The organism is Sporosarcina sp. Marseille-Q4063, from assembly GCF_018309085.1.
Taxonomy (GTDB): domain Bacteria; phylum Bacillota; class Bacilli; order Bacillales_A; family Planococcaceae; genus Sporosarcina.
Map to the genome: position 1 here is coordinate 1,289,797 of NZ_CP070502.1, position 26,345 is coordinate 1,316,141.

18 protein-coding genes and 2 rRNA genes are annotated in these 26,345 nt (G+C 41.1%); 6 read left to right on the forward strand and 14 right to left on the reverse strand.

Annotated features, from left to right (window positions below; all coding sequences use genetic code 11):
- Positions 1 to 125 precede the first annotated feature (125 nt).
- The 3 genes from JSQ81_RS06695 to JSQ81_RS06705 form a co-directional block, all read right to left on the reverse strand.
- Positions 126 to 3,081 (reverse strand): 23S ribosomal RNA (locus JSQ81_RS06695).
- A 351-nt stretch (positions 3,082 to 3,432) separates the two neighbouring features.
- A 16S ribosomal RNA gene (locus JSQ81_RS06700) occupies positions 3,433 to 4,986 on the reverse strand.
- The 16S and 23S rRNA genes sit together here, the layout of an rRNA operon.
- A 307-nt stretch (positions 4,987 to 5,293) precedes the next feature.
- Positions 5,294 to 6,196 carry a DMT family transporter gene (locus tag JSQ81_RS06705; RefSeq protein ID WP_212606903.1) on the reverse strand — a complete coding sequence of 301 codons (903 nt, stop codon included), beginning with the start codon at positions 6,194 to 6,196 and terminating at the stop codon, positions 5,294 to 5,296.
- Positions 6,197 to 6,417: 221 nt separating this feature from the next.
- Between JSQ81_RS06705 and JSQ81_RS06710 the strand changes: the two genes are divergently transcribed.
- Positions 6,418 to 7,419: a cation diffusion facilitator family transporter gene (locus JSQ81_RS06710; RefSeq protein WP_212606904.1), complete on the forward strand. Its 1,002-nt coding sequence runs from the start codon at positions 6,418 to 6,420 to the stop codon at positions 7,417 to 7,419.
- 78 nt (positions 7,420 to 7,497) lie between these two features.
- Here JSQ81_RS06710 and JSQ81_RS06715 read toward each other — a convergent pair whose 3' ends face one another.
- Positions 7,498 to 8,661 (reverse strand): iron-containing alcohol dehydrogenase, encoded by a 1,164-nt coding sequence (locus JSQ81_RS06715; protein ID WP_212606905.1) that lies wholly within the window; start codon positions 8,659 to 8,661, stop codon positions 7,498 to 7,500.
- 117 nt (positions 8,662 to 8,778) lie between these two features.
- On the opposite strand from JSQ81_RS06715, the gene JSQ81_RS06720 reads away from it, so the two are divergent.
- Entirely contained in the window at positions 8,779 to 9,021 is a 243-nt protein-coding gene (locus JSQ81_RS06720; RefSeq protein WP_212606906.1) for a DUF378 domain-containing protein, read from the forward strand.
- A gap of 69 nt (positions 9,022 to 9,090) precedes the next feature.
- Here the strand turns inward: JSQ81_RS06720 and JSQ81_RS06725 are convergent, their stop codons facing one another.
- The 3 genes from JSQ81_RS06725 to pruA all read right to left on the reverse strand — a co-directional run bounded on the left by JSQ81_RS06725 (position 9,091) and on the right by pruA (position 13,252).
- Positions 9,091 to 10,335, reverse strand: a complete 1,245-nt coding sequence (locus JSQ81_RS06725; RefSeq protein ID WP_212607578.1) for a Glu/Leu/Phe/Val family dehydrogenase — start codon at positions 10,333 to 10,335, stop codon at positions 9,091 to 9,093.
- 80 nt (positions 10,336 to 10,415) lie between these two features.
- Positions 10,416 to 11,606, reverse strand: a complete 1,191-nt coding sequence (locus JSQ81_RS06730) for an ornithine--oxo-acid transaminase (protein WP_212606907.1) — start codon at positions 11,604 to 11,606, stop codon at positions 10,416 to 10,418.
- Between the two features lie 98 nt (positions 11,607 to 11,704).
- Positions 11,705 to 13,252 (reverse strand): L-glutamate gamma-semialdehyde dehydrogenase, encoded by a 1,548-nt coding sequence (pruA, locus tag JSQ81_RS06735; RefSeq protein WP_371812541.1) that lies wholly within the window; start codon positions 13,250 to 13,252, stop codon positions 11,705 to 11,707.
- A 150-nt stretch (positions 13,253 to 13,402) separates the two neighbouring features.
- Between pruA and JSQ81_RS06740 the strand changes: the two genes are divergently transcribed.
- On the forward strand, positions 13,403 to 14,710 hold the full coding sequence (locus JSQ81_RS06740) for an AAA-type ATPase lid domain-containing protein (RefSeq protein WP_212606909.1): 1,308 nt from the start codon (positions 13,403 to 13,405) through the stop codon (positions 14,708 to 14,710).
- A gap of 21 nt (positions 14,711 to 14,731) precedes the next feature.
- Here JSQ81_RS06740 and yugI read toward each other — a convergent pair whose 3' ends face one another.
- The 3 genes from yugI to JSQ81_RS06755 all read right to left on the reverse strand — a co-directional run bounded on the left by yugI (position 14,732) and on the right by JSQ81_RS06755 (position 20,032).
- Complete coding sequence (yugI, locus tag JSQ81_RS06745) at positions 14,732 to 15,109, reverse strand: S1 domain-containing post-transcriptional regulator GSP13 (protein ID WP_212606910.1); 378 nt, start codon at positions 15,107 to 15,109, stop codon at positions 14,732 to 14,734.
- A 98-nt stretch (positions 15,110 to 15,207) separates the two neighbouring features.
- Positions 15,208 to 17,418 (reverse strand): RNA polymerase sigma factor, encoded by a 2,211-nt coding sequence (locus JSQ81_RS06750; RefSeq protein WP_212606911.1) that lies wholly within the window; start codon positions 17,416 to 17,418, stop codon positions 15,208 to 15,210.
- Positions 17,419 to 17,452: 34 nt separating this feature from the next.
- On the reverse strand, positions 17,453 to 20,032 hold the full coding sequence (locus JSQ81_RS06755) for an RNA polymerase sigma factor (RefSeq protein ID WP_212606912.1): 2,580 nt from the start codon (positions 20,030 to 20,032) through the stop codon (positions 17,453 to 17,455).
- A 288-nt stretch (positions 20,033 to 20,320) separates the two neighbouring features.
- Between JSQ81_RS06755 and JSQ81_RS06760 the strand changes: the two genes are divergently transcribed.
- Positions 20,321 to 21,649 (forward strand): sodium-dependent transporter, encoded by a 1,329-nt coding sequence (locus JSQ81_RS06760; protein ID WP_212606913.1) that lies wholly within the window; start codon positions 20,321 to 20,323, stop codon positions 21,647 to 21,649.
- A 40-nt stretch (positions 21,650 to 21,689) separates the two neighbouring features.
- Here the strand turns inward: JSQ81_RS06760 and JSQ81_RS06765 are convergent, their stop codons facing one another.
- On the reverse strand, positions 21,690 to 21,950 hold the full coding sequence (locus tag JSQ81_RS06765; protein WP_212606914.1) for a DUF1871 family protein: 261 nt from the start codon (positions 21,948 to 21,950) through the stop codon (positions 21,690 to 21,692).
- A 73-nt stretch (positions 21,951 to 22,023) separates the two neighbouring features.
- On the opposite strand from JSQ81_RS06765, the gene JSQ81_RS06770 reads away from it, so the two are divergent.
- Positions 22,024 to 23,196 (forward strand): MalY/PatB family protein, encoded by a 1,173-nt coding sequence (locus JSQ81_RS06770; protein ID WP_212606915.1) that lies wholly within the window; start codon positions 22,024 to 22,026, stop codon positions 23,194 to 23,196.
- Positions 23,197 to 23,359: 163 nt separating this feature from the next.
- Here the strand turns inward: JSQ81_RS06770 and JSQ81_RS06775 are convergent, their stop codons facing one another.
- Genes JSQ81_RS06775 through JSQ81_RS06785 form a run of 3 tightly spaced genes read right to left on the reverse strand, consistent with a single transcriptional unit; the run spans position 23,360 to position 24,951 of the window.
- A complete protein-coding gene (locus JSQ81_RS06775) occupies positions 23,360 to 23,587 on the reverse strand; it encodes a hypothetical protein (protein WP_212606916.1) in 228 nt (75 codons plus the stop codon).
- A gap of 41 nt (positions 23,588 to 23,628) precedes the next feature.
- Positions 23,629 to 24,219, reverse strand: coding sequence for a peptidylprolyl isomerase (locus tag JSQ81_RS06780; protein WP_212606917.1), 591 nt, complete (start codon positions 24,217 to 24,219; stop codon positions 23,629 to 23,631).
- A gap of 12 nt (positions 24,220 to 24,231) precedes the next feature.
- Positions 24,232 to 24,951 carry a peptidylprolyl isomerase gene (locus JSQ81_RS06785; RefSeq protein ID WP_212606918.1) on the reverse strand — a complete coding sequence of 240 codons (720 nt, stop codon included), beginning with the start codon at positions 24,949 to 24,951 and terminating at the stop codon, positions 24,232 to 24,234.
- A 129-nt stretch (positions 24,952 to 25,080) separates the two neighbouring features.
- Between JSQ81_RS06785 and JSQ81_RS06790 the strand changes: the two genes are divergently transcribed.
- Positions 25,081 to 26,304, forward strand: coding sequence for an MFS transporter (locus tag JSQ81_RS06790; protein WP_212606919.1), 1,224 nt, complete (start codon positions 25,081 to 25,083; stop codon positions 26,302 to 26,304).
- Positions 26,305 to 26,345 lie beyond the last annotated feature (41 nt).

Genomic DNA, 26,345 nt, shown 5'->3' on the forward strand with positions numbered 1-26,345 from the left:
TCATTATAACAACTCTTGAAATAAATACAAGCTTTTTTCGAAAGAATTTTACTTGTTCTTTCAAAACTGAATAAAACAATTGATTATTTCACAAATCAGGGTCAATCAAACCCTTTTAACTTGAATAGGTTAAGTCCTCGATCAATTAGTATCCGTCAGCTACGTACGTCGCCGCACTTACACCCCGGACCTATCAACCTCATCTTCTCTGAGGGATCTTACTTACTTGCGTAATGGGAAATCTCATCTTGAAGGGGGCTTCATGCTTAGATGCTTTCAGCATTTATCCCGTCCACACGTAGCTACCCAGCGATGCCTTTGGCAAGACAACTGGTACACCAGCGGTGTGTCCATCCCGGTCCTCTCGTACTAAGGACAGCTCTTCTCAAATTTCCTGCGCCCGCGACGGATAGGGACCGAACTGTCTCACGACGTTCTGAACCCAGCTCGCGTACCGCTTTAATGGGCGAACAGCCCAACCCTTGGGACCGACTACAGCCCCAGGATGCGATGAGCCGACATCGAGGTGCCAAACCTTCCCGTCGATGTGGACTCTTGGGGAAGATAAGCCTGTTATCCCCGGGGTAGCTTTTATCCGTTGAGCGATGGCCCTTCCATGCGGAACCACCGGATCACTAAGCCCGTCTTTCGACCCTGCTCGACTTGTAGGTCTCGCAGTTAAGCTCCCTTATGCCTTTGCACTCTACGAATGATGTCCAACCATTCTGAGGGAACCTTTGGGCGCCTCCGTTACTCTTTAGGAGGCGACCGCCCCAGTCAAACTGCCCGCCTGACACTGTCTCCTGCCCCGATAAGGGGCATGGGTTAGAATTCCAATACAGTCAGGGTAGTATCCCACCAACGCCTCCTCCGAAGCTGGCGCTCCGGAATCTCAGGCTCCTACCTATCCTGTACAGACTGCATCAGAATTCAATATCAGGTTGCAGTAAAGCTCCACGGGGTCTTTCCGTCCTGTCGCGGGTAACCTGCATCTTCACAGGTACTATAATTTCACCGAGTCTCTCGTTGAGACAGTGCCCAAATCGTTACGCCTTTCGTGCGGGTCGGAACTTACCCGACAAGGAATTTCGCTACCTTAGGACCGTTATAGTTACGGCCGCCGTTTACTGGGGCTTCAATTGGAAGCTTCGCTTGCGCTAACCTCTCCTCTTAACCTTCCAGCACCGGGCAGGCGTCAGCCCCTATACTTCACCTTGCGGTTTTGCAGAGACCTATGTTTTTGCTAAACAGTCGCTTGGGCCTATTCACTGCGGCTCTCTCAGGCTTTAACACCTTACCAGAGCACCCCTTCTCCCGAAGTTACGGGGTCATTTTGCCGAGTTCCTTAACGAGAGTTCTCTCGATCACCTTAGGATTCTCTCCTCGCCTACCTGTGTCGGTTTGCGGTACGGGCACCTCCCGCCTCACTAGAGGCTTTTCTTGGCAGCGTGAAATCAGGGACTCCGGGGATAATTCCCCTTGCTATCACAGCTCAATGTTATAGAAACGGGATTTTCCTCGTTTCACACCTTACTGCTTAGACGCGCATAACCAACAGCGCGCTCACCCTATCCTACTGCGTCCCCCCATTGTTCAAACGGCGGGGAGGTGGTACAGGAATATCAACCTGTTGTCCATCGTCTACGCCTTTCGGCCTCGACTTAGGTCCCGACTAACCCTGAGCGGACGAGCCTTCCTCAGGAAACCTTAGGCATTCGGTGGAAGGGATTCTCACCCTTCTTTCGCTACTCATACCGGCATTCTCACTTCTAGGCGCTCCACCAGTCCTTACGGTCTGACTTCAACGCCCCTAGAACGCTCTCCTACCACTGACACCAAAGGTGTCAATCCACAGTTTCGGTAATCCGTTTAGCCCCGGTACATTTTCGGCGCGGCGCCACTCGACCAGTGAGCTATTACGCACTCTTTAAATGGTGGCTGCTTCTAAGCCAACATCCTGGTTGTCTGGGCAACGCCACATCCTTTTCCACTTAACGGATATTTGGGGACCTTAACTGGTGGTCTGGGTTGTTTCCCTCTCGACTACGAATCTTATCACCCGCAGTCTGACTCCCAAACATAAATCTTCGGCATTCGGAGTTTGTCTGAATTCGGTAACCCGGGATGGGCCCCTAGTCCAAACAGTGCTCTACCTCCGAGATTCTAACGTTTGAGGCTAGCCCTAAAGCTATTTCGGAGAGAACCAGCTATCTCCAGGTTCGATTGGAATTTCACCGCTACCCACACCTCATCCCCGCATTTTTCAACATACGTGGGTTCGGGCCTCCAGTAAGTGTTACCTTACCTTCACCCTGGACATGGGTAGATCACCTGGTTTCGGGTCTACGACCCCATACTAAATCGCCCTATTCAGACTCGCTTTCGCTGCGGCTCCGCATTCACTGCTTAACCTTGCATGGAATCAGTAACTCGCCGGTTCATTCTACAAAAGGCACGCCATCACTCGTGATCAATTCCGAAGAAATGATCAACGGAGCTCTGACTACTTGTAGGCACACGGTTTCAGGATCTATTTCACTCCCCTTCCGGGGTGCTTTTCACCTTTCCCTCACGGTACTGGTTCACTATCGGTCACTAGGAAGTATTTAGCCTTGGGAGATGGTCCTCCCGGATTCCAACGGAATTTCACGTGTTCCGTCGTACTCAGGATACACTCTGGAGAGAATGAACTTTCGACTACGGGGCTTTTACCCACTACGGCGGACCTTTCCAGGTCGCTTCGTCTAATTCATTCCTTTGTAACTCCGTATAGAGTGTCCTACAACCCCAGGAAGCAAGCTTCCTGGTTTGGGCTATTCCCGTTTCGCTCGCCGCTACTCAGGGAATCGATTTTTCTTTCTCTTCCTCCGGATACTTAGATGTTTCAGTTCTCCGGGTTTGCCTCAAGTACGCTATGTATTCACGTACATGTACTACCCCATTACGGGCAGTGGGTTTCCCCATTCGGAAATCTCTGGATCAAAGCTTACTTACAGCTCCCCAGAGCATATCGGTGTTAGTGCCGTCCTTCTTAGGCTCCTAGTGCCAAGGCATCCGCCGTGCGCCCTTTCTAACTTAACCTAAATATTCATCAATTCCCATCGCATTTGAATGCTCTGGTCACTGTTAAATACTTTTCTTGAACACGACTAAACAGCGATGTAAAGTCAATGTTCATTAAAAAGGTATTACATTGTCAATTACAAATGTAATCGACTCGATTGATTACTTGATTTGTTACTCTTAATATTGTTTTATCCAGTTTTCAAAGAACAAGTTTTGAAAGTTCATAATTTATCAAGTGAAAAACACTTAACAAACTTAATGAGCCTTCAAAACTGAACGCAAAACGTCAAGTTGCAGATAGAATCTGCATTCCGAATGTTGACAGGTCAAACACGAAGTGTTTTCGCTCTCGAACATAATCCTTAGAAAGGAGGTGATCCAGCCGCACCTTCCGATACGGCTACCTTGTTACGACTTCACCCCAATCATCTGTCCCACCTTCGGCGGCTGGCTCCCAAAAGGGTTACCTCACCGACTTCGGGTGTTACAAACTCTCGTGGTGTGACGGGCGGTGTGTACAAGACCCGGGAACGTATTCACCGTGGCATGCTGATCCACGATTACTAGCGATTCCGGCTTCATGCAGGCGAGTTGCAGCCTGCAATCCGAACTGGGAACGGTTTTATGGGATTAGCTCCCCCTCGCGGGTTGGCAACCCTCTGTACCGTCCATTGTAGCACGTGTGTAGCCCAGGTCATAAGGGGCATGATGATTTGACGTCATCCCCACCTTCCTCCGGTTTATCACCGGCAGTCACCTTAGAGTGCCCAACTGAATGCTGGCAACTAAGGTTAAGGGTTGCGCTCGTTGCGGGACTTAACCCAACATCTCACGACACGAGCTGACGACAACCATGCACCACCTGTCACCGCTGTCCCCGAAGGGAAAGGCATATCTCTATGCCAGGCAGCGGGATGTCAAGACCTGGTAAGGTTCTTCGCGTAGCTTCGAATTAAACCACATGCTCCACCGCTTGTGCGGGTCCCCGTCAATTCCTTTGAGTTTCAGCCTGGCGGCCGTACTCCCCAGGCGGAGTGCTTAATGCGTTTGCTCCAGCACTAAGGGGCGGAAACCCCCTAACACTTAGCACTCATCGTTTACGGCGTGGACTACCAGGGTATCTAATCCTGTTTGCTCCCCACGCTTTCGCGCCTCAGCGTCAGTTACAGACCAGAAAGCCGCCTTCGCCACTGGTGTTCCTTCACATCCCTACCCATTTCACCCCTACACGTGGAATTCCGCTTTCCTCTTCTGTACTCAAGCCTTTCAGTTTCCAATGACCTTCCACGGTTGAGCCGTGGGCTTTCACATCAGACTTAAAAGGCCGCCTGCGCGCGCTTTACGCCCAATAATTCCGGACAACGCTTGCCACCTACGTATTACCGCGGCTGCTGGCACGTAGTTAGCCGTGGCTTTCTAATGAGGTACCGTCAAGGTACGGGCAGTTACTCCCGTACTTGTTCTTCCCTCACAACAGAGTTTTACGATCCGAAAACCTTCTTCACTCACGCGGCATTGCTCCATCAGACTTTCGTCCATTGTGGAAGATTCCCTACTGCTGCCTCCCGTAGGAGTCTGGGCCGTGTCTCAGTCCCAGTGTGGCCGATCACCCTCTCAGGTCGGCTACGCATCGTTGCCTTGGTAGGCCGTTATCCCACCAACTAGCTAATGCGCCGCGGGCCCATCCTGCAGTGACAGCGTGAGCCGTCTTTCAGAGTTTGTTCATGCGAACAAACTGATTATTCGGTATTAGCCCCGGTTTCCCGGAGTTATCCCCATCTGCAGGGCAGGTTGCCCACGTGTTACTCACCCATCCGCCGCTAACAAAGAAGAAACAAGTTTCTTCTTCGTTCGCTCGACTTGCATGTATTAGGCATGCCGCCAGCGTTCGTCCTGAGCCAGGATCAAACTCTCCATAATAGAGAAACTTGAATAGCTCGAGTTTCATTTTGCTGACTTCGAATCCGAAGATTCGTTTTCGTTTCGATTTAACGAAACGTTATATCTTGACGTTTTGCTGTTCAGTTTTCAAGGTTCATTGTTATTCGCTTAATAATATAGAAGAAACATAAAACCTAATTGTTCTTTTATTTCTTCTGCAACAGCGACTTCTCTAATATAACAAAAACGAGAATCTTTGTCAACAATTATTTTCAAATTGTTTTTTGTTGATTACGGCGCTGCTTCTTAAGGACAAGTAATAATATAACCCAAGAAGCAGAAATAATCAAGTCTTTTTTAAAAAGAAAATTCTTCTTACTGTTTTTCCGTCTATAACAAACAATAAGATACCCATTATAACAATAAGCCCGCCGGTTATTTGAGTCATTGAAAGTGTTTCATGAAAGATATAATAGGCAAGGATCGACGCACCTACGGGTTCAAATAAGATTGCAATGGAAATCACATTTGTACTGACCCACTTAAGAGACCAGTTAAATAATGAATGTCCTAGTAAATTCGGAATAAGAGCCAACAATACAAACCAAAACCAATCCATACTAGGATGTGGTCCAAATGATTCTCCTCTTATAATAACATAGAAGAAAAGAGTCACAGTACTAATGGAGTAAACAATAAATGTATAAGTAATTAAAGAGAGATGTCGACGAACAACTTGTCCAAATAATAAATATGCTGTTATTAACGCACAACCAATCAAGGCCAACATATCACCAAACAACGCTGTTCCACTTACTTTGAAATCGCCCCAGCTTATGATGAAGCTTCCAACAATTGCTATTGCCGCGGATAAAATTGTTTTAAGGCCTACCTTCTCCTTAAAGAAGAAATAAGTACCTGCAAATGCGAATATCGGTTGCAATGTAACCAATACAGTTGAACTTGCAACAGAAGTATAATTGAGCGATTCAAACCAAAAAATAAAATGAAATGCTAAAAAAACTCCGGCGAATGTAGTATTGATCCAATCTCTTTTACTTAATAATTTAATTTCCCATCTATATTTATATAGAAAAACGGGTAATAGTAGTAGAACAGAAAAAAACATTCGGTAAAATGCAATAACACCTGCATCCGCAGTCGCTAGTTTGACAAATACGGCTGATAAGGCGACTGAAACCACGCCAATCATTATTGGAATGTACGGGTTGATGCTTGGTTTCTCCATATAAAACACATCGCTTTCAAATAATCGTGATTACAAATAAATAGTATATCATCTCTAATTACAATGAACATACTAAAGGAAGTATAATAATTTGAGAAATGAAACAGTCTTACTACAATTGTAATAAAGTTTAACTATGTCTATAGAAAGGAACAGAATAAGGACAATTTTAATATCTACATCAAATAAGGTTGTTTTTGTATTTAAAGGAGGATTTCTATATGAGAGACATATTTAAACTATTAAAGGAAGGAAATAAACCTTCGTTGCTTGCTGGAATCGTAAATACGATTATTGCAATTTTGAAAGGGATCGCGTTTTTCTTTACAGGTAACGTCGCCATGTTTGCGGAGACACTCCATTCACTTGGCGATGCTGCAAATCAATTCTTCGTATTTATCGGTTCAGCGTTATCTAGAAAAGCACCAACACCTCAATTCCCAAATGGTTTCGGCCGAGTGGTCAATTTAGTTTGTCTTGGAGCTGTCATTATAGTAGCAATAATGTCTTATGAGGCTATTAAAGAAGGATGGCATCATGTGATGAATCCAACCGAATCGGGTGGATTCATAATAAACCTCTCTGTTCTTGGTATTGCAATTATTCTTGAGTTAGGTGTGCTATATAAAGCTGGGAAGGAAATTTTACATGAAGCAGGTATTGAAAAAGGCGGGCTCGCACCATTAACTATGGGTTTTACAAATCTTAAGAAAGCAAAACCTGCAACAAAACTCGTCTTCATGGAAGATCTTGTAGCGACTGCTGGTGGAATTTTAGCGTTTATCGCAGTTTTACTCGCACACTTCTTTAATTTGCTAGTTGCGGAAGGGATTGCTTCCATCATGATTGGATTAATGATGTTTTATGTAGTCGGGAGAGTATTTCTAGAAAATGCTAGAGGCGCGATTGGAGAAACTGATGAAGAAATGCTTAATCACATCGCACATATTGTTGCGATGGATTCCGATGTGAAAGACATTCAACAAATCGAGGTAATAAAAGAAGGAGAATTTCTTCATGTTCAAGTAACAGCGGAAGTCAACCCATCCCATACCCTTGAATACATCGATGACATACGCGATCGTCTAATGAAAATCATTTTAAATCAAAAAGGAGTTCAAGATGTATTGATTTCATTTGACGAAGACGACGGAATTCGTACATGGAAAGGCTCTAATGAAACAAATAATATAGAGGAATTCAGTTCGAAACTTCCGGAATAATCGTTCAACTACCACTTTTTCAAACGCTTCTCATAGAAAGAAACCGTCACGCAATAAAAATTGCGTGACGGTTTTTTATTATAAAGACGCTATCAGCACTTTTTCAACATCTTCTTTACTCATATTTGAAAAATTACCGATGTTACCATTTATAGTTGCTTTTTCTGCCATTAGTTCAATTTTGGAATTATCTATACCATAATCCGCAAGCGTTTCAGGTGCTCCAATCGAGGACCAGAATGACCTTAAACAATCAATTCCTTCTAAAGCAACTTCTTTGGTAGTTTTGCCTTCGGGATTGACTTGAAATACTTTTTCCGCCATTCTTGCGAATCGTTCAGGATTCACATCCACATATTGTCGCATCCAATGTGGGAATATTATTGCCAAACCGCCCGCATGCGGAATATCGTATACTGCTGAAATTGCATGTTCGATTTCGTGCGAAGCCCAATCTCCTTGGTAACCTAAGCGTAGGAAGTTGTTTAACCCTAGTGTTCCCGCTATAAGGATTGTTGCGCGTAAGTCATAGTTTTCTAGATCCTCAACGAGTTTGGGACCATTCTCAATAATTGCGCGAAGCACACCTTCACACATTTCATCTTGCACTGGAGTGTTTGTCGCTTCATTAAAGTACTGTTCGAAAATATGGGACATCATATCAACGATTCCGTATACCGTTTGATCTTTCGGGACTGACATTGTGTAAGTAGGGTCCAAAATCGAGAATTTGGGAAATGTAAATGGACTCCCCCATCCGTATTTCTCTTCTGTTTCTTCATTAGTAATGACCGATCCAGCATTCATTTCAGAACCTGTTGCGGCTAACGTGAGAACTGTACCAAATGGAAGTCCATCTTTTGGAGATGCTTTCTTACTGACAAAATCCCAAGCGTCTCCATCATATTTCGCTGCACAGGCGATAAGTTTTGTACAATCTATAACTGAACCGCCGCCAACTGCTAATAAAACATCAATTTCTTGTTCTTTACAAATTTCTGCGCCTTTACGAGCAGTTGAGATACGCGGATTTGGTTCAACGCCTGCTAACTCATGAACTTCCATACCTAATTTATCGAGCAGTGACATGACCTCATCATAAAGACCATTCTTTTTGATACTGCCTCCGCCATAAACGACTAAAACCTTTTTTCCGTAACTCGGTAATTCTTCAGTAAGTTTTTCTAATTGCCCTTTGCCGAAAATTAATTTGACTGGGTTATAAAATGTAAAATCATTCATTTTTAAAAAACCTCCTATTCTTCCCTTATTATCCAAAACGTGATTAATGATTGCAAAGTTAATGTACCTGGTATTTATTATTAACAAATGGACATACTTAGTATGGAGGTGCTTTAGATGGAAACTGTGCAAAGAATCGCCCTCGCCTTAGTCATTATTGGTGCATTAAACTGGGGTCTTGCTGGGCTGTTTCGATTTGACGTTGTCGCAGAATTAGCAGGTGGTTCAGCGGAGCCGATTGCCCGACTCATTTATATTGTTATTGGCGTTGCAGGACTTCTCAATCTTGGATTACTTTTTGAAGAGTGGCGAGGCAGAGACGTTGTCAAGGTGCATGCCACAAGTCCGGAAGAAATATAAAAAAAGACATCTCCCGGTTTATATCGGGAAATGTCTTTTTACATCTAGCTCCATGCGCTTTTGTTCTTATTACGCCCATCCACGGAAACGTGATGCTTCCGCAGTTGCGCGAACGCCGACCATGTATGCCGCTAAGCGCATATCTATATTACGTGTTGTAGCGGTAGTATAAACATTTTCAAACGCTTCTACCATTTTCTCTGTTAACTTTTCACGAACTTCGTCTTCAGACCAATAATAACCCATATTGTTCTGTACCCATTCGAAGTATGAAACAGTTACTCCACCCGCACTTGCTAATACGTCTGGAACGAGAAGTATTCCACGTTCAGTAAGTATTTGTGTTGCTTCTGCCGTCGTCGGGCCGTTTGCCGCCTCAACAACTATACTTGCTTTTATATTATGTGCATTTTCTTCAGTAATTTGATTCGCTATTGCAGCTGGTACGATGATGTCGCAATCTAGTTCAAAGAGTTCCTTATTGGTAATCGTGTCTTCAAAAAGAGTTGTTACCGTGCCGAAACTGTCGCGACGATCAAGTAAATAGTCAATATCTAAGCCGTTAGGATCGTGAAGCGCACCGTAAGCATCAGAAATTCCGATTACTTTTGCACCTGCATCATGAAGGAATTTCGATAAGAAACTTCCTGCATTTCCGAAACCTTGGATAACAACACGAGCACCTTTCATATCGATACCGCGTTTCTTCGCTGCTTCTTCAATTACAATTGTTACTCCCTCTGCTGTTGCACGGTCTCGACCTTGAGACCCTCCAAGAACAATCGGTTTACCAGTAATAAATCCTGGTGAGTTAAATTCATCAATTCGACTATACTCATCCATCATCCATGCCATAATTTGAGCATTTGTGAATACGTCTGGTGCTGGTATATCTTTTGCTGGTCCCATTACTTGGCTCAACGCACGGACGTAACCACGGCTCAAACGCTCAAGTTCGCCCATGGACATTTCACGCGGATCACAGATAACTGCACCTTTACCTCCACCATACGGAAGATTAACGATTCCACATTTTAATGTCATCCACATTGCTAGTGCTTTCACTTCAATGTAGTCTACGTCAGGATGGAAACGCACGCCGCCTTTTGTCGGACCAACTGCATCGTTATGCTGGCCACGGAAACCTGTAAACACTTTAACTTTACCATCATCCATACGAATAGGAATCCGTACTTCAACCATACGAATTGGATCCTTAAGAAGGTCGTACATTCCATCATCGTAACCGAGTTTATCAAGAGCTTCTTTAATGACATCTTGCGTGGACGTTAACAGCTTCATATTATCAGTCAATTGTTTTTTCGCCTCTTTGATTAAAATTTTTTCTTCGATAACATTGTAACATATTGCTAGACGTCTTGAAACTAATCTTTTTAAGCAAAAACTTGCTTGATTTTTTCTAACGCCCAATCAATTTCTTCTTTATTAATAACGAGTGGCGGTGCAAAACGGATTACCGTATCATGTGTCTCTTTACATAGTAAGCCCAGTTCTTTTAAGTTTTCGCAATATGGACGAGCGTCTACAGCCAATTCGACGCCAATAAACAATCCACGCCCTCTTACTTCTTTAATATCAGGATGGTTTATTTTCTTTAATTCATCCATGAAATAATTGCCGAGCTCTAATGCGTTTTCCGAAAGATTTTCATCTTCAATGACTTCTAAAGATGCAATCGAGACTGCGCATGCCATTGGATTTCCGCCAAATGTCGATCCATGTGAACCAGGATTGAATACGCCAAGAATGTCTTCGTTTGCGACAACGCATGAAATCGGGAATACCCCGCCGCCCAGTGCTTTTCCTAGTACGTACATATCTGGCTCGATGCCTTCCCATTCACATGCGAACATTTTACCTGTACGACCTAAACCGGCTTGAATTTCATCTGCGATAAACAACACATTATGTTTTGTACAAAGGTCGCGTGCCGCTTTGATGTAACCTGCTGGAGGAATAATAATGCCTGCTTCGCCTTGAATTGGTTCAATCAGAAATGCTGCCGTGTTTGGTGTAATCGCTGCTTCTAGTTCATCGATATCACCATATGAAACTAGTTTTATACCAGGTAACATTGGACCAAATCCGCGTTGATATTCTGGTTCAGACGATAATGAAACGGCAGTCATTGTACGTCCATGGAAGTTTCCATTGCAACCGATAATTTCTGCTTGTCCATCGGCAACACCTTTTACATCATAAGCCCAACGTCGCGCTGTTTTAACAGCTGTTTCAACAGCTTCAGCTCCCGTGTTCATAGGAAGAGCCATTTCTTTTCCTGAAATCTTACAAACTTTTTCATACCATGGACCGAGTTGATCATTATGAAACGCGCGTGATGTTAGTGTTACACGATCCGCTTGTTCTTTCAGTGCATTGATAATTTTGGGATGACGGTGACCTTGGTTAACGGCTGAATACGCTGCAAGCATGTCCATATACTTATTACCCTCTGGATCTTTCACCCAAACTCCTTCTGCTTCTGAAATAACAATTGGTAATGGATGATAATTATTCGCACCAAACTTTTCTGTTTGCTCAATTACATTTTTTGATACTGACACATAATTCCCTCCTTTTTAATAGCAGATTGTCTCTTCATATACGAAGAGACAATCTTTTCAAGTGGTTCATGTTTATATTATCGTATTTCTTCTCTATTTTATAGTGTTTCTGAAGTTGTTTTTCCTTGCATATGGAGTTGCAAGTAATCTGGTCCGCCCGCTTTCGAGTCAGTACCAGACATATTGAAGCCGCCAAATGGCTGGTAACCTACAATTGCGCCTGTGCAGCCACGGTTAAAGTAAAGGTTTCCGACATGGAAATCTTCGCGTGCTTGTTCGATGTGCTCACGATTATTCGTAATAACTGCACCTGTTAGGCCGTAGTCAGTGTTATTGGCAAATTCAATTGCTTCATCGAAATTTTTCGCTTTCGATAGGCCAACAACTGGGCCAAAGATTTCTTCTTGCATGATACGAGCTTTTGGATCCAGGTCTGCAAATACTGTCGGTGCGACGAAGTATCCTTTGGAATCGTCACCCGTACCACCAGCAACTAGACGACCTTCTTCTTTACCAATTTCGATATAGCTCATGATTTTGTCGAATGAAGCTTGGTCAATAACTGGTCCAGTAAAGTTCGAGTTATCCGAGGAATCTCCGTAAGTCAATTCTTTTGTCAGTTCTTCAACGCGTTCTACAACCTGATCATAGACTTCTTCATGAATGATTGCACGCGAACATGCTGAACATTTCTGGCCGCTGAAACCGAATGCTGATTTTACAATGGCTTGTGCTGCTAATTCTAGGTCCGCCTGGTTGTCAACGACGATGGTATCTTTACCGCCCATTTCCGCGATAACACGTTTCAACCAAATTTGTCCTTCATTTACAACCGCAGCACGTTCATAAATTCTCGTTCCGATTTCACGTGAACCTGTAAATGATACGAAACGCGTTCTTGGATGATCTACTAGGTAATCGCCGACTTCTGAACCTGAACCTGGGATGAAGTTAACGACTCCTGCTGGCATACCTGCTTCTTCAAGCACTTCAATAAATTTAAATGCAATAACTGGTGTTGTTGATGCCGGTTTAAGTAGTACTGTATTTCCAGTTACGAGTGCAGCGGCAGTTGTTCCAGCCATGATTGCGAATGCAAAGTTCCACGGAGAAATAACAACGCCTACTCCTAGTGGAATGTAGTGGAATTGATTATATTCGCCTGGACGGCTTTCTACATGCATGCCTTCTTTCAAGTCGAGCATTTGACGGCCGTAATATTCCAGGAAGTCGATTCCTTCAGCTACGTCTGCATCTGCCTCATTCCAAGGTTTACCTGCTTCTTTTGTCAAGAGTGCTGAAAACTCAGCTTTTCGACGACGTACGATTGCAGCTGCTTTGAATAAAACATCCGCTCTGAATTCTGGCTTGACTTTTCTCCATGTATTAAAAGTTTCATCTGCTACTTGCATCGCTTTTTCAGCAAGTTCTTGGCTTGCTTTTGATACACGCCCGATTACCTCTTCTTTATTTGATGGGTTTGTGGAAACTAATTTTTCATCAGTTGTTACACGTTCTCCGCCAATGATTAATGGGTAGTCTTCGCCTAGATACCCTTCTACTTGTTTTAATGCACTGAGATATGCGTTCGTATTTTCTTCATTAGTAAAATCTGTGAATGGCTCATGTTTGTATGGGATCATAATAATTTCCTCCTTTAATAATATACGGTGCAAAAAATATTTGCACTTTGTAATTGATTACATATATAATAATGCAAAAGATTCTTGCTTATTTCAAGTATTATTACTTTTATTAGTCCTTTTTCTTTTTAACAAGTCGATTGGAGGAGTTTTATGCGAAAAAAGATAGATGCGCTTTCCCCGTTTTATGCATTTGCAATTGAACATGCAGCACTTGGAATCCATGCGATAGATAATCACGGCAATACAATTATTTATAATAATAAAATGAAGCAAATTGAAGGGCTTGCGCTTGAAGATGTTCAAGATCGATCTATTTTGGAGTTGTTTAATTTTGAACATGAAGAGAGCACTTTGCTTAAAGTTTTACAAAGCCGAAATGAGTTATTGAATGTTAAACAAACGTATTGGAATCGAAATGGGATTGAAATTACGACTGTCAATGATACGTATCCCGTTTTCGAAAATGGGAACTTAATAGGGGCAATTGAACTTTCACGAGATATAACAGCATTGGAAAAGGTTTTGCATCAACCAGATTCAAAATCTAATAAACCGACAACGTTCAGTGAAATCGTCGCCTATTCATCTTCAATGAAAACTGTGATTTCGACCGCCAAGAAAGCAGCAAAGGCTAAGTTATCCGTTCTTTTAATTGGGGAAACAGGTACCGGAAAAGAGCTGATTGCAGAAAGTATCCATAATGCATTATCCCCATCACCTCAATACTTTTATACGCTGCATTGTCATAGTTCGGATCCGTTCCTTATCGACCGGTTACTTGAGGATTTGAATGAGTCTGATTCCTACACGTTGTTTTGTGAGCGAATCGAATTATTATCCATCCCTTTACAAAAGAAGTTGTTGGCCTTGCTGTCGAAATCGGATAGCGGCAATCGTCAATTTATCGCCAGTATTGGAGACGATCCAGTTGAATTAATAGCCTCCGGAAACTTATTGAAGGAATTGTATTATTTCTTTTCTTCTTTTGCGATTCGTATACCGCCGCTTCGGAAAAGACTTGAGGATATTATGCCTTTCATTTCCGCCTATTTGGAACAAAGAAGCGAACGCTATAATAGCGTGATTCAAGGGATTACACCTGAAGTAGAGAAGCTATTTAAACAATATAATTGGCCGGGGAATATGCGCGAACTTGAAATTTTGTTGGACGAAGTGACTTCCCTTTCTTCGACCGAAACGGTTATTACGTATAATATGTTACCACTTCATTTCAGGGTGAAAACTGGCAATGCGGATGATCAGTCCATTGAAGATTTCATTGTCTACCGAAACAAAGAGTTGCTGCCGCTAGATGAATATTTGCATGCTGCTGAAGAGTACTATATTAATAAAGCGATGAAGCTTCATGATGACAATGTTACAAAAACGGCGAATGCCTTAGGAATGAGTCGGCAAAGTTTACAATATCGTTTGCGAAAAATAAAAAATGAGAGGTAGGCATAATCGCCTCCTCTCATTTTAATATTGACCTGATTGTTCGATCCAATCTTGAAGCTTTTCTTTCAATGAATTAAAACCTTCTGAATCTCTTTCTTTAATGCGTTCTTGTAAGGATTCGCGTGTACGCTCATCTCGACGATCAGTTACTGGTTTTTCCTGGAGTGCCCGAATCGACAAACTGATTTTTTCGGCTTCTTCGTTGACTTCCAAGATTTTAACTTCTACCTCTTCTCCGATAGATAAGAACTCGTTTACGTCTTTTACAAAACCATATGTGATTTCGGAAATGTGGACCAGTCCTTGCGTGTTTTCATCGAGTGAGACGAACGCGCCATAGGGTTGAATGCCCGTTACTTTTCCTGTGAGCTTTTCTCCCGCTTCATACTTTCTCGCCATTTGAAACAGCTCCCAATTTTTTATATCGTATCTGCCATAGGGCCATCTAAATTATATCATGAATGCATATAGCGGGCAAAAAAGCATGCTGTATTCACTTATTTAATCTCGTAAATCGTCCAGATTCCATCTGCATTGTCGTAAATCATTCTTGCGAAATAATCGACAGTGCCATCCTTCTCAAGACCGATTGTGCCATCTTTTTCATAACCGACCGGGACAATATGCGAACCGTTAATGCTTGCATCTCCTACCATCTCTACAAATATCGACTCGACTTGTTCCAGTATAGAATCAGTTTTCGTCCAGTTTTTCATATAGTCTTCATATGAAACTGTTACATATTCATGATTGAAGAGCTGCCACATCGTCTCAGGATCTTCTAGTTCATTTGCATAATAGTAAACACCGATAATGATTAGAGGATTCGCATTTTCTAAAGTCATTAGATTATGATCATAAGAGAAGTTTTCATATAACTCTTTAACTTCTAATTGATATTCGGAATCTTGAACATATGTTGTCATCGTCCCGTATCCAATGAATTCCTCGATAGTGAATAATTTCAATCTATTATCATGTGCATAGCTTAATGCATCGTAAATATGATGTTGATTCAATCGCTGATAACTTTTCGATTTTTTCCAATCGCTCGCTTTCATCTCGCCAATGATTTTCTTCATGATAAAAGCGGCTGGTGAATCTCCGCCGATGTTTGCAATCTTTTCCCAAATGGCACGATATTCTTCTTTTACCGCTCCATGTTCATCGAATATTTCAACCGTTTCGCTATGTTCAGCATAAACTCCTTTTTTCTTTTCGTCGATTACTAATGCGCTAAATAACGTCGAGTACGTATGCGATAGCATCCCGTAATGCATAGCAGATTGATCAGAAGCAAGTAATGTTTTTTCCATATCGATTAAGTAGTCTATTGATTGGTTCAATGAAAAATCAAGGCTTTGCACGTTAAACAAAGGCTCGGTTTCGAGCATTGTCATATAACCACCTACGTCTTCGTGAAGTGCATTTCTAATTTTCTTGCTGAATTCATTGGTCTGGTATTTCGGATAGAACGGTGCGACATTCGGAATCGATACTGGATAATAATTTTGTTTTTCTAGACCTGTTAGGATTTTTTGAAAGTCCTCGGGGTACATATCCTTCTTTGCCATGAACTTTTCGATGTCAATTTCTTCGTCAACCAACGCATCTTCGATGATTTGGTGATGGTCGTAATAAATCGAATAAAAAGATTCTTGAATATAGGAAAGTTTCTCCAAGTATGAATTGATGAATTGTTCACTTTTTCTTTTATCATTTGTCAAAGGATTTTTAATTAATTGTTCCGCCATTTCAGACGGCAATTGTAATTGTTCAAGTATTTCTTCATATTCATTCTTGATTTTTTTCCTATCGATTGGTTCATTTCTACTGAGTAGTCTTTCGTAACGCCTGATCATCGAATCAAAATCTCTGCGCGGGGTTCCTGCTAATCCACTTGCAAATCCATAATCGTTTTCTTCAATTGTTTCAGGAAAACCTAATTTATCGAATTGATTTTCCACTTCTTTTTCGAATGAGATTTTCAGGCGTTCTATATATTTTTCAGTTGAAGACCTTTGGTATTCCTCTCCTGTCACAACTGAAACCGTGATGAGGGTTAATAATGTAACAATCCCGGCAATCCATGATAGCAGAACTTTTTTTGATGATTTAGGTTTTAGTATTGGCTCACTTTTGACTTGCTGTTCCTCAAAAACATTTTCATATGTGAATGAAAAACGAAGTCGCTCATATGATTTACTTAAAAACTTTAATTGTTTCTCGATTTGCAGTTGATTTCTACCCAGTTTTTCACGTGATTCTGCAATTAAATTCATTACTTCATTTTCTGGAAGGCCTGTAATAAATTCAATTTCTTTCTCTGTCATTCCATGAAAATAGAATAGTAGTAAGGCAATCTTATTTTCATCTTCAAGGCTGATAATTTTTTCATGAAGTTGTTGATCTTCTTCAAAGGGCAACAACTTTTCTTTTTCATCTGGCTGTTCCATATTTTTTATTAATATTAAAGCAGCCTTATACATGAATAAACGAAGGTGATTTTCGTCTTCTACTTCAGTTAGCTGGTTATATAACTTCCTGAACGTCGCTTCAGTTATCTGCTGGACTTGAAGCGAACTGCATCCGTATTGGACTGCGAGTTGCTCTATTTTTTTTGAGTGATCTCCCATCCATTTTACAAAAGCTTCACGGTCACCCGTCTTTAGTTGATTAAAAAACTCGACATCCGTAATAATAATCATCCCCCTGCTCTATCGTACCAAACTTTGAAGCCCCTTATTTCAAAGGATAGACGATGCGCCAACCGTGTTTTGTCCACATCATGTTGATTTCTACTATCGATTCATTGCTAGGATTTGTTTCTTCATTGACCGTTAGCGTTGCAATACCGGGCCAGTTTCCATTCCCATCTTGTTCTAATCCTTTAAATGAAATCGTCTTGTATAGATTTTCCATATTCATCGGAAAATATATGTTTGGCTTCTTAAGGTATTGTTCTTTGTCAATAACCGTAGTTCCATCACCTTGATAATAGAAAGCGTATTGTGTTTCGAAATCCCCTTGTTGTCCGGCGTGAAAATAGGTTGCGATTATGTCGATTGGCGTCATATAATCTATTTCATCGAATGACTTCGATTCGGTGAAATAATCATATCTATATGTTATCCATTCTTTGTCAATCGAAGCGATGTCCATTTCCGGGATTTCTACGCTTGAAGGAAGCGGGTTATGCACTAATTCTTGCAGATAAAATTCCCCGCTTCTATCGATCCAAAGCGGAATATATTGATCTTCTAATTGATCTTTTCCGATTTTTACATAAGCGTAATAGTTTCTTCCAAATCGCTCTATGTTTTCATTGGAGAATTCGATAGAGGTCGCTTCTTCAAATAGTGAAAACCCTTTTTGCCAGTCTGCAATAAAAGTAGCTCTCCAATCTTCAGCTTCGTTTTCATATACCCCCTCGGTATCAAAGTTGAATAATTTCAACATCGTCATTGGATCTTCCATTTCATTTGCGTAGTCATAGACGCCGGCTACATAAATAGGTGATAGTTCTTTAAATATGGTTCTGTCGTAATTTTTTTTGAATTCCTTATATAGCTTTTCTATTTTCGTTGAATAAAGTTTGTTGGGCAGGTCGATTTTTTCGTTAACAAGCGTTGGCTTTTTACCGAACATGATTTCCTCTAGTTTACCTTCTTGTGCAAGTTTAAGCACATCAATGATAGATTCATGAGTTAATCGATCCCAACTTTCTGAATTCCGCCATTCGGATACTTCCATTTCCTCAATGATTGGTTGTACAAGGTAACTTATTGGCAACGCCGTTTCATCTTGATAATTAAAAGTTCTCCATGCTTGTTGATAAAAAGTGGGTACCCTTCCTTCTGCTTCCATTTCTTTAATAAGGTTTTTTCCTTTCATAACTTCGCAAAAAAAAGATGAAAAATTGGTTTCCAACTCTTTGTAAAAACTTTCATCTTTACTAATTTGTATAATAGCTTGTTGCATTTCAGCTAATTCCTGGACAATCCAGTTCGGACTAAAAACCATATTGACATTATTAAGATAATAATCATAAGTCATCATACCAACATATGCACGAGCACTTTGATGATAGAGATAGCTCAATTGATCATGAATTGACGATTTATAATAACATGCATTAATTTCGAATGTGTTATTTTTTGCGCATATTTGGATAGATTGCTTACGCATTGTGTCTATCGCATGTTGTAGTTCACTTGGAAATTCAGCTTTTGAAAGCATTAATAATGATGCTTTTTGCCTTCCCCCTTCAAACGCTTCAATCGTTTCCCGGTTGTCCCAAAGAATGCCGTTGTACATGGTGATTAAGTCGACAATTTTCTCCTTATATATCATGGCATGTTCGATACTCGCACTTTCGCTTTCGTAGAGTGGTTCTAGTTGAAGGTCAGCTACCATTTCAGATGGCAACTTTAAGTGTTCCACGATGTTTTCGACTTTCTTTTCCAGATTTCTTGGAATTTCTCCACGATCCATTGAATCTTTTATATCCATTATTTCCTTATCTGCTTTTCTAATGAAATTCAGCTGGTCGAACCGCGCATCTTCCAATTGAAGTTTTTCTTGTCGTTTCGCGCGTTCGGTTTTATATTTTTCTTCTATATTTGCGAAAGATTCCACATCGATAGCATTAACAATCGGCTTTTCTTTCTTATTCGTGAAGGATAATGGCAATAAAATTATAATAATTGTTAAAGCTATTGCGCTTATAATTGCCCAACTTATCGACTTCTTTTTTGATTTAATGATGGGCTGTTGCACAATGGATCCGAATATCTGTTCAGCATTAAATTTTACGGATAAGCGATTGTAGGATTTCTTAAGAAATTCAAGACTTTTTCTGTTTTCACCGAGCAACTCGATTGCAGCTTGAATGGTTATTTCAATATCTTCTGCGGATTCTCCGATAACAATGGATATTTGTTCGTTAGTTAAATCATGATAAAAAGATAAAATAAAAGGAATACGATATTTCTCATCAAGTTCTACAATTTTAATATGAAGAAGTGTATCTTCTTTAAATGGGAGCGCGTCTTCAGGAACGGGTTCCGCTGAATTATATCGCAACAGCTTTTCCAGCAAGATTTTATAAAGTGTCATTAGTAATGGCATATTTTCATCAAGGCGTCTTAACTCATTACGAAGTATAATATATGTATCCATCGTCACCTCGTTTGCCTCTTCCAAAGAAAGTCCATTTTGAAATGCGAATCGTATCATGCTGCCAGAATGCTTGTTGATCCATTCCGGATAATTTGTAAAGTCCCCGTTTTTTGCATTTCGTATGAGTTCGTTTTCTTGCACTAACGGCCAGCCCCTTCCCCGACAACTGTTCATCAATCTTATTATACCAGAAAGTACAAATTATTCAGTTTAATTTTTCCGGGTTTTCTCGTCGGTTGCCACATTTCTTTGTATGATTCTTCTATCTCCAGGCGAAACTGATTTGTGATTTCCGCTTACCATCTCCCCCACTTTCTTACCTATATACGTAATACGTCACTTTCGTAGGATTTGTTTCACTTCTGATGTATTTCTTTATGTATTCATGTACAATGAAAAAATGTTTGCAAATAGAAAGAGTGATGAATTATGGCGCCACGTGAACAGTGGACATCGAAAATCGGGTTTATCCTTGCCGCAGCCGGTAGTGCGATTGGACTCGGTGCGATTTGGAAATTTCCTTATATGGCAGGAACAAACGGCGGTAGCGTATTTGTTCTGCTCTTCATTATTAGTACGATTGCAATTGGCCTTCCTATACTTCTTGCCGAATTTGTTATAGGTCGAATGGGACAAGCAGATGCTGTGACAACATTTAAGCGGTTGGCCCCCGGCAGCAAGTGGAACCTCATTGGTTGGCTAGGTTTCGCTTTCGGATTTATCGTGTTGTCTTTTTATAGCGTTGTCGGCGGTTGGATTTTGTCTTATTTAGCACGGGCGTTAATCTTTAAGCTTAATGGATTGGATTATGGTTTGATGTTTGATTCAATTACCGCTAATCCCATTGAAATATTGCTTTCGCAAGCGGTGTTCATGCTGTTAACCATTTGGATTGTGCAAGGCGGGATTAAAGCTGGGATTGAAAGAGCAAGTAGATGGATGATGCCGCTTTTATTTATTTTTTTCATCATCTTAGCCATCCGGTCATTGACACTTGAAGGTGCGATGGAAGGTGTACGTTTCCTATTTGTGCCGGATTGGTCTTTACTAACGGGTGAAACATTTATACTTGCACTTGGTCAAGCGTTTTTCTCACTTAGTGTAGGTGTGACTGGAATGTTGACGTATGCTTCTTATTTATCTAGGGAAGAGCGCCTTGGGCAATCCGCGTTGAATGTATCCCTATTGAACATTGTTATTTCAATTTTGGCGGGACTCGTTATCTTCCCGGCAGTTTTTGCACTAGGGCAATCTCCTGCTGAAGGACCTGGTTTAATCTTTGTTGTATTACCGGCTATTTTTGAACAAATTCCGTTTGGGAATCTATTTATGATTATTTTCTTCATATTAATGCTTTTTGCGACATTAACATCCTCGATCTCAATGTTGGAAATTGTCGTATCAACAGGTATTCGTAAGCGTGTTGATCGCAGGAGAAGGGCTGCTTGGGTATTCGGATTACTTATTTTCATCATTGGGATACCAAGCGCATTGTCTTTTGGATTATTATCTGGTGTAAATGTGTTCGGCGGAACTATTTTCGATTTTGCTGATCTATTAACGAGTCGAATTGGTATGCCGATTGGCGCATTATTGATTTCTATATTCGCAGGATTTGTTTTGACGAAAAAGCAAACGATAGACGAATTAAATACGCATCCAGCGATACATGCCCTTTGGAAATTTCTTGTTCGATTTGCGGCCCCTGTTGCAATCGCCATTATTTTTATCGCTTGGATTATTGAGATTACATTATAAAAAAACAACCTATGGATTTTTAACTCCATAGGTTGTTTTTTCATACAATGCATTTCGCTTCATATTTTATCGCTAAAAGCTTATAGGAAATTTGAACACATTTTTCGATTGGAATCCACATTTCATATGAGTGTTCGTAAATCTCCCGAATCTTTTTTGCAAGATCTGCAGGGTGATCGAGTCGATGTAGTTCGGCTATGACATCCACGATTTCTAATTCATATGCTTTTTCACCTTCGTCGAACGGGTCCCATTTTTCTAGTATACTGATTGCTTTTTTATTCATAGCTATAGTTTCCATTACTAATTCACCTTATTTTTATTTGGTTAATTATATGATAGCATAGGAATGGAAAAAGAAAAGGGGGAGTTTTATGAGTATTTTCGAGGAATTCATTGACCGACGTGAAACACGGTCCATTAAATGGGATCGGTTAGAAGAAGTTTACGGCATCGAAAATGCATCCAATATATTGCCCATGTGGATTGCTGATATGGATTTTGCGGCCCCGCAAGTTGTCATTGATGCGATGCAAGAAGTGCTCGACCACGGAGTTTTTGGCTATTCATACATATGCGATGAATGTAAAGACGGTATTCAATCATGGCTTGAACAACGGCATTCTTGGAAAACGGAAAATGAATGGATGTTATTCCATCATGGAGTTGTCCCAGCGATTGCAACGGTTATTGAAACTTTTACCGAGGATGGAGATGGCATTCTCATTACTCCGCCTGTCTATCCGCCGTTTTTTCAAGTTCCCGAACTTATGGAGCGTACGATCGTTGAGTGCGTGATGATTGAAAAGGATCGAAACTATTCGATTGATTTTGTGGAATTTGAAAAAGCGCTTCAACAAAATGTGAAATTGTTTATTCTTTGTAACCCGCATAATCCTGGGGGGATTGTTTGGACTGAAGAGGAACTTATAAAAATGATTGAACTTTGTGCAAAATACGACGTCTTTATTTTATCTGATGAAATTCATGCGGATCTTGTTTTCCCTGAACACCGACATATCGCATTAGCTGCAATTGCCGGTGATGAAGCACATCGAATTATTACATGTGTCGCACCAACGAAGACATTTAACCTTGCGGGCGTTCAAGCCGCTATCATGATTGCGACTGATAAAGAAGTTCGTGCAAAGCTTGAACAAAACGCATTGGCACACGGGCAGATGTCACTTAGCCCATTTGCTGCGGCTGCTGTAAAATCTGCCTATACGCAAGGTGGACCATGGCTTTCTGAGCTTCTTGAAATAATCTCTTCGAATATGGACTATGTGATTACGGAATTAGAAGAATCACTGCCTGGCATAAAGATAAACAAACCGCATGGTACGTATTTATTGTGGATTGACTATCGCGATACCGGCCTTTCTGAAAAAGAGATGATGGATAAATTATTAACCAAAGGGAGAATCGCTCTTGAACCGGGTTCGAAATACGGAGAATCTGGAATTGGTTTTCTACGCATGAACGTTGCGTGCCCTCTTTCTACAGTTAAAGATGGCGTCCAACGAATCATTACTGCATTATCTTAACAAAAGCGCAAGGCCCGTCTAGCCCCGACTAAGAAGAATTGAACTTCATTCTTCCCTGCTGAAGGCTTGAACGAAAGGCGTTCTTTGCCTTTTGCTTCAAGACTGAAGCGACTCGAGGGGCTGGCGCCTGGAGCTAGACGTGAAATAATAAAAATGAGAACCTTCAATTTTGAAGGTTCTCATTTTTTTTTGCTTCGTTTTCTGCGCGACGTTCACGTAGTATTCTTTCTTCAAGTTCTTTCGTCTCTTCTTCCTGTTTCTTGGAATTTCGACGAATCCAATTGAAGGTAAGGACTAATAGAATCATAAAAAATACAAATGAAATTGCGGCAGGTATATATTCTGCTTTATCTTGTGGAAAGTAAAGGAACGGCATTAATAGAGCGTTCATTTACGTACACTTCCTTACTTAATTTATTTCACATGTCTGAATTACTTTTGAAGGATTTCGATTGATTCAATTGAAATGTCTTCAACCGGCTTATCTTGTCGACCTTTTTTTACTTTTGCAATTGTATCAATAACATCCATTCCTTCAATAACATGGCCGAAGACTGTATGTCTATGATCTAAATGCGGTGTGCCGCCTAGTTTGTCGTATGCTTCAACAATTTCTTCAGGGAAGCCTGCGTCTTTTAATTGTTTTGTAGTTCCGCCTGGTAATTCTGATGCTTGAACGATGAAGAATTGGCTGCCGTTTGTGCCCGGTCCAGCGTTTGCCATCGAAAGAGCCCCGCGCAAGTTGAATACTTTAGTCGAGAATTCGTCTTCAAATGTGTCGCCCCAAATACTTTCTCCGCCCATGCCTGTGCCTGTTGGGTCTCCGCCTTGAATCATGAAATCCTCAATAACACGGTGAAAAATAATACCGTTATAATAGCCGTTTTCAGCATGTGTTAAAAAGTTTTCAACTGTTTTTGGTGCAACTTCTGGAAATAATTTAATTTTAATCGGGCCGAGTGTCGTGTTCATTACTACAAGTGCCTCGTTTGCCGCAACTTCGTTTGTTAACTGTGGATACATTGTTATTGCCTCCTATTTTTCCGTAAGAATTTCGATTGATTCAATTTTAATATCTTCAATCGGTCGTGTTTCCCTTGCTTCTGCTTTTGCAATTTTATCTACTGTGTCCATTCCTTCAATCACTTGACCAAATACTGTGTGGGAATGATCGAGATGCGGTGTGCCGCCCATATTTTCATAGGCTTCGCGAATTTCATCAGAATAAACTAAAGGTTTTTCCTGATCAAGTGCAGCTTCCTCTACTTCAGTTTTTTGTACGATGAAAAACTGACTTCCGTTCGTGTTCGGTCCGGCGTTTGCCATGGCAAGCGCCCCGCGGAAATGAAATACTGAATCTGAAAATTCATCTTCGAATGAATCTCCGTAAATACTTTCCCCGCCCGCACCTGTTCCGGTCGGATCACCGCCTTGAATCATGAACTCGTCCATTACTCGGTGAAATATAACACCTTCATAATAGCCTTCCTTTGCATGTGTCAAGAAGTTTTCAACCGTTTTTGGCGCAATGTCTGGAAAGAGTTTGATCTTAATCGGACCAAGGGTTGTGTTCATGACAACAACTTCTTCATTATCCGCCACTTCTGTCGCTAATTGCGGATAGCCGACTACTTTTTCTTTTGAATCATTTACACCATCGACTTCTTTCGATTGTTCCTTATTCGTTCCTTTACCGCATGCAGAAAGGGCGAAAAGTAACAATACCGTTAATAGAAGTAAAGGAATTTTTCTCATTAGCCATCACCATATTCACTCTACCATATTCACTTTCAAATTTCGATAAATAAAGCGCGTTGCTTTCTTCGGGTTTCGAAGTGTTTTATACTAAAAAAAGAGTAGGACGACGAAAGAAGGTTTATTTTCATGGATGTACTAAAAAGAAACTTTATCATTATGTGGGTATGTAATTTTCTCGTTGCTGGAACAACTACGATGATTATGCCATTCCTTTCCTTATATATCGACACGTTCGGCGATCATTCGGCTGCCTACGTTCAAAAATGGTCCGGTCTCATTTTCGGTGCGACATTTATAACTGCCTTTATTATGTCGCCTATTTGGGGAAGAATAGCGGATAAGCACGGTTTTAAGCCAATATTAATAATCAATGGCCTTGGACTTGCCACATCGATCTTTTTAATGAGTTTCGTGCAGACTGTTGAAACCTTTTTTATTTTAAGGCTTTTGATGGGAATTGTTACTGGATTTATCCCTACCTCCTTGGCGTTTATTTCATCCCAAACAGCACGTAAAGAAGCAGGAAAAATGCTAGGAACTTTGCAAATGGGAAGTGTTTCGGGGATGCTTTTCGGTCCCATGTTCGGTGGACTGTTAGCAGATGCTTTCGGCTTTCAATACACATTTATCATTACCGCAATATCAATTACGACTGCGACAATTATCGTCTTATTCGGGATTAAAGAACAGATTAGAGTAAAAAGTAAACGTGCAATTATTTATACGCGGAAAGCAATTTTAGGCGGGATTTTTCGTCATCGACTCATGTTAAACGTCATGATGGTCACGACGATTATTCAAATTGCAAACTTTAGTATCCAACCTCTATTGTCGCTTTATGTTGCTGAATTAACGAATGCGAAGGACGTTGCTTTTCTTGCTGGTATCACATTTAGCGCCGCAGGACTTGGAAATTTATTATTTGCGAGATTTTGGGGCCGGCTTGGCGATGATATTGGCTATGAGAAAGTCTTGTCGATTCTTCTACTTCTATCCTTCTTATTTGTCATCCCCCAAGCATTTGTAACGGCACTATGGCAACTCATTATTTGTCGTTTATTGTTCGGGATTGCAGTTGGCGGAATGATACCAATTACGACTGCCCTAATCAGACGGGATGCGCCTGTCAATATTCAAGGAGAAATGATGGGTTACAATACGAGCTTTAGATTCCTTGGTAATATTATAGGCCCGATGTTTGGTGGTATCGTGAGTGGGTTTATCGGCATCTCTTCCGTATTCATTGTTACCTCATCACTATTTCTCGTTGGGTTTACTTTCCTTTTTCTGGCTAAACGAAAGCCCGGGCAGGATTTTGAAGATTCTCTCGCCGCCAAAACTAATGGTTAAATTGTGCTATCACACAACATATACAGTAAAACGAAAAATTC